The following is a 4,745-nucleotide window of genomic DNA, read 5'->3' as shown; positions in this document are numbered from 1 at the left end:
GGGACGGGCCGAGCTTGCCGCAATGGGCGATCAGCAACTGGGCGCCGAGCCTGCGGCAGGCCGAGGCGATTTGCTCGAACAGGCCCATGCGCTCACCCTGCAAGGTGCCCAGGCTGGCGAAGATGAAGGGCCGGCCGGGGTCAATCGGCCAAGGTCCGGTCTTTTCGCTGCGCGGCCCTCGCAGCGGACCCACCGCGTGAAAGGTGCCGGGCAGGTCCTGCCGCGGGAAGTCGAAGCCGGGCAAGGTCTGGCTGATCTGCGCCAGTGGCGACAGGCACCCATGCAAGGCACCCGGCGGCGGCACGTTCAACCTGCGCGCCGCGTCGTCCAGGGCGCGGCCGAGCGGGGCCATCAGCCAGTCGTGGACGCGGGTGCTGCCTTGGTAAAGCGGCTGGCTGCGCGGATCGGTGGAATAGGCAAAGGGCATCACCGGCAGCGGAATGCCAGGTTCGCGGTTGATCGGCAAGGCGCAGGCGACCGAGATGAATGGCAGGCCCATGCTCCGCGCGACAAGGGCGCCAGCGCCCTCCATCTGGTCGCAGAGCAGGGCGTCGACGCCGAGCGCTGCCAGCACGGGTGGCAATTCCCGGCACAGCATCGCGGTGGTATTGGCCATCTGGCCGATGACCCGCCGCAAGCCCAATGGGCTGCCCGGACGGGCGGCCAGGCGCAAGCTGGTCTCGAGGCTCCCAGGCGGATGGCTGCTGGTGCCCACCGCATGGAAACCAATGCGCGGATCGGTCAGCCAGCGCGCCGCATCCGCCTGGTGGAAGAAGGTGACTCGATGACCCCGCCCCAGAAGCTCGACCGCCAGCGCCTGTAGCGCCTGGAAATGGCTGTAGTAGGGCGGGGCGACGACGCCGACGTGGCTCATCCCGGGCCTGGCCCGGGCACCAGCCGGGCCTGGCGCAGCGCTGCCAGGTCGCGCGATCCGGTGCAGAAACAGGCGATGCGCAACTGCCGCAGCATGACCTCGAAATGCGCGATGACCGCTTCGGTCGACTGCGTCGCGACGTCGAGCACCCCAGCGGCCTGCCCGACCAGGTCAGCGCCGAGACGGATCGCCTTGGCGGCATCGACGCCATCGCGTACACCGCCCGAGGCGATCAGCGTCACCGCGGGCAGGGCCTGGCGGACCGCCTGCACGGCGGTGGCGGTGGGAATGCCCCAGCCGGCAAAGGCCATGGCCACGGCGCGGTCGTCCTCGCTCAGCGCCCGCTCAGCCTCCACCGCGGCCCAGCTGGTGCCGCCCGCGCCCGCCACATCGATCACCTGCACGCCCGCATCGACCAGCGCCTTGGCGACTCCGGCGGACAGCCCGGCGCCGACCTCCTTGACGATGACCGGCACCGGCAGCAGGCGTGTCGCCTGGGCAATGCTCGCCAGTACCCCTCGCCACTGGCGGTCGCCTTCAGGCTGCACGGCTTCCTGCAACGGGTTCAGGTGAATGATCAGGCCATTGGCTTCAAGGGCGTCGACAGCCCGGCGCGCCAGGTCCAGCCCTCCGGCTTCACGAAGCTGCGCGGCGCCGATATTGGCCAGCAGCGGGATGCCTGGCGCCATGCGCCGCAACGCCAGGGTCAGCCCCTGGTCGTGGCCGCCTTGCAGGCTGACCCGTTGCGAGCCCACGCCCATGGCGATCCCCAGTTCATGGGCGGCTTCGGCCAGGTGCCGGTTGATCGCCTCGGCGCGCTGGGCACCGCCGGTCATGGAACTGATCAGCAGGGGCGCGCGCAGAGGTATGCCGAGCAGGCTGCAGCCCAGGTCGATGTCGTCCAGGTCCAGCTCGGGCAGGGCGCAGTGTTCGAAACGCAGCGCTTCCCATCCGGCGTCCACCTGGCGGGCAGCCTTGTGGGGATCCAGGACGATGTCCAGGTGATCATCCTTGCGTCGACTCAGGTCGCTCTGTTTCATTCCGGCTCCGGTGTTCACGGATCATTCAGGTCTGCGCGTGGTCTTTCCAGTATCAAGGAGTTGTACAACGGGTGAATAGTTGCATAGGTTTAATACGCGACCACGCATTCTGGCAACCGCGCGAGCCAGGGGTTCCTTCGCTACACGAGGCATCCGGTTCCGCTATACCTGAATAGACACCGGGATACACACCAGGGTTTTTGCAGCCCGCGATGATTTGAGGGAACGATGACAGCACAACCGACAGTAACCCTGGATGCACGCTTCGCCGAGCACCTCGCCCGGCTACGGGCCGACCTGGAGTCGCGTCTGGACGCCTTGCTGCCACCGGCCAGCGGCGAGCGGGACCTGGTCGCGGCGGCCATGCGCGAAGGGGCGCTGGCACCGGGCAAGCGCCTGCGGCCGCTGTTGCTGATGCTCGCTGGCGAAGGGTTGGGTGCCTGCGACCGGGCCGCCCTCGACCTGGCCTGCGCGGTGGAGATGGTGCATGCCGCCTCGCTGGTGCTCGACGACATGCCGTGCATGGACAACGCCCTGCTGCGACGCGGGCGCGCGACCATCCACCGGGCTTTTGGCGAGGACGTGGCGATTCTGGCAGCGGTCGCGCTGCTGTCGCGCGCCTTTGCCCTGGTCGCGGCGATCGACACGGTGCCGGCTGCGGCGCGCAACCAGCTGGTGACATTGCTGGCCAATGCCATCGGCAATCAGGGTCTGGTGAAAGGGCAGTTTCAGGACCTGCGCGACGGCGCGCAGCCTCGTACCGCCGAAGAGATCGCCGCGACCAACACCCTCAAGACCGGGGTGCTGTTCAGTGCGATCATGGACATGGCGTGCCTGATTGGCGACGCCCGGCCCGGGGTTCGCGGCGCCCTGCAAGGCTTCGCCCTTGAGCTGGGGCACGCCTTTCAGCTCTATGACGACCTGCGCGACCACGACCCCGCCACGGGCAAGGACCAAGGCAAGGACGACGGCAAGTCGACCTTCGTTGCGCTGTGCGGTGAAGCCCGGGTACGTGAGCGTTTGCAGGGCCACTTGGCACGCGCCCAGAGCCAGCTGGGGCAGGCCTTTGACTGCGACATGCCGATCGGGCGTTTCCTGCAGCTGATCTTCGCCCGGGCGGGCAACTGCTGAATCGCGGCGCGCGGCTCAGGGCAGCGCGTTCAATGCCCGCTGCAACGGGGCCAGCTCGGCGAAGCGCGCCTCCCGTGTCACCTGACCATCCTTGAGCTCCAGCCATTGCACGCTGTCGCGGTCGCCGGCATAGCGGTCGGCCACCGTGCCATCGCGGTCCAGCAGGATGCGGTAGCTGGCCGAGCGCATCGCCGGCAGGAACACCCACTTCGCCGGCGCCGGCATCATTTCGATGTCCGCGACAAAGGCGACCCCGTGCTTGTCGAGGAACCCCTCGGGCGCGTCCTCCACGGCACGGTTGACCAGGCGGGCGCTGGTCATGCTGCGGGCAATCAACAGCACGCGGGTCTCGGCGTCCAGGCTGAAGGCCTTGTCGAACTGGTCCTGCAAGGTCCATGAGGTGCTGTCCGGTGCAGCCTCGGCCGATGCCGCGCTCGCACCCAGGGCGCCGAGCAAGAGGAGGGTGAAGCCTTTCATGGTGAATCGCTCTGTCGGGAATTGGCTCAACCTTAGTCAGCCCCGCGGCAAATGCCAACCGCTCGCAACGGGCCCGCGCCCGGGCAAAAAGATCAAACTTTCGGGCGCGCCCGCTTTCTCCTGAATAACCCCGGGGCGTTCATGCCCCCTTGATCGATACCGGCAGAGGAAGCACGCATGTTCGGCAAGGCCGTCGCGGTAGGCGTCACGTTGTCCCTGGTCGGCTGCAGCGGCTCCGACACCCGCTCGCCCACCGACCTGCCCGGCGCGCCCAAGACCGTGCAGACCAAGGCCCTTGAGCTGGGCGCCGAGGCGCTGCAGGCGCAACCGCCGGTCCAGGCGCTCAGCGCCTACCTTGATGGCTTCCACTTCTACAACGGCCATCCGAAGGTGCAGATGGAAGCCCACCACTACTGCGCCGTGTTGAACGAGGAGGTCATCCAGTGTGTGATCTACGACGGCAACACCGCCCAGGCACGTCTGATGGGCGTGGAATACATCATCAGCGAGCGCCTGTTCGCCGGCCTGCCCGCGCAGGAAAAAGCCTTGTGGCACAGCCACGCCCATGAGGTGAAGTCTGGGCAACTGGTGGCGCCGGGGATTCCGCTGGTGGCCGAAAATCGCTTGATGACAAAGCTTGCCAATACCTATGGCAAGACCTGGCACACCTGGCACACCGACCAGGACAACCCGCTGCCGCTGGGCATGCCGCAACTGATGATGGGCTTTACCGCCGACGGCCAGGCCGATCCCGCGATGGTCCGCCAGCGTGACCAGCGCCTGGGCATCGACAGCACCGAACGCCGGGCGGCGCGTGCCGGTATCAGGCCCAACCCTGTGCAGCCGGGCGCTGACGCCTGGAAGACCGGCAAGGTCGTGCAGATCAAGGACAGCACCGGCCACACCCATCTGCACCCGCGCCCGGCGACCCCCGAGGACACCAATGCCCGCTCGTCCCCGAGCTCGAAGCAGCCTTGAGTCATTCCACTCGCAACCCAGGAGATCACCATGAGTCGAGACAAGATCCCAGAAGTTCATAATCCAGGCGACAAGACGCCTCGCCCGGTGTCATCCGAAGAGGCCCAGAAAGGCCAGACCCGGCATCCGGACGATCCCGTGCTGGAACGCCCGGATCCGGATACCGAAACGGTCGACAAGGTCATCACACCGACCTCGATCAAGGAAAAGGAAGAGGAGGCGCGCCTGATCAAGGAGCGCCTCGC

General features: G+C 67.5%; 6 protein-coding genes. 3 read left to right on the top strand and 3 right to left on the bottom strand.

All coding sequences use genetic code 11. The features are described from left to right. Together VJS90_RS06105 and fni are read right to left on the bottom strand one after the other, a co-directional pair. On the bottom strand, window positions 1–874 hold an 874-nt coding region (locus VJS90_RS06105; protein WP_324120063.1), incomplete at its 3' end, for a glycosyltransferase. After that, complete coding sequence (fni, locus tag VJS90_RS06100; RefSeq protein ID WP_324120061.1) at window positions 871–1,914, bottom strand: type 2 isopentenyl-diphosphate Delta-isomerase; 1,044 nt, start codon at window positions 1,912–1,914, stop codon at window positions 871–873. The genes fni and VJS90_RS06105, both read right to left, overlap by 4 nt. 228 nt (window positions 1,915–2,142) lie before the next feature. Here fni and VJS90_RS06095 point away from each other — a divergent pair, with 228 nt between their 5' ends. After that, on the top strand, window positions 2,143–3,045 hold the full coding sequence (locus tag VJS90_RS06095; RefSeq protein ID WP_324120059.1) for a polyprenyl synthetase family protein: 903 nt from the start codon (window positions 2,143–2,145) through the stop codon (window positions 3,043–3,045). Window positions 3,046–3,060: 15 nt separating this feature from the next. Here VJS90_RS06095 and VJS90_RS06090 read toward each other — a convergent pair whose 3' ends face one another. Continuing rightward, window positions 3,061–3,522 carry a hypothetical protein gene (locus VJS90_RS06090; protein WP_324120057.1) on the bottom strand — a complete coding sequence of 154 codons (462 nt, stop codon included), beginning with the start codon at window positions 3,520–3,522 and terminating at the stop codon, window positions 3,061–3,063. Window positions 3,523–3,699: 177 nt separating this feature from the next. On the opposite strand from VJS90_RS06090, the gene VJS90_RS06085 reads away from it, so the two are divergent. Further along, window positions 3,700–4,500 carry an OBAP family protein gene (locus VJS90_RS06085; protein WP_324120055.1) on the top strand — a complete coding sequence of 267 codons (801 nt, stop codon included), beginning with the start codon at window positions 3,700–3,702 and terminating at the stop codon, window positions 4,498–4,500. A gap of 30 nt (window positions 4,501–4,530) precedes the next feature. Continuing rightward, the coding region (locus tag VJS90_RS06080) for a hypothetical protein (protein WP_324120053.1) at window positions 4,531–4,745 on the top strand (215 nt) is incomplete at its 3' end.

Source organism: Pseudomonas sp., from assembly GCF_035277045.1.
GTDB lineage: Bacteria > Pseudomonadota > Gammaproteobacteria > Pseudomonadales > Pseudomonadaceae > Aquipseudomonas.
The sequence above is the reverse complement of the archived record's forward strand: the minus strand, read 5'-3'. Positions and strand labels throughout refer to the sequence as shown.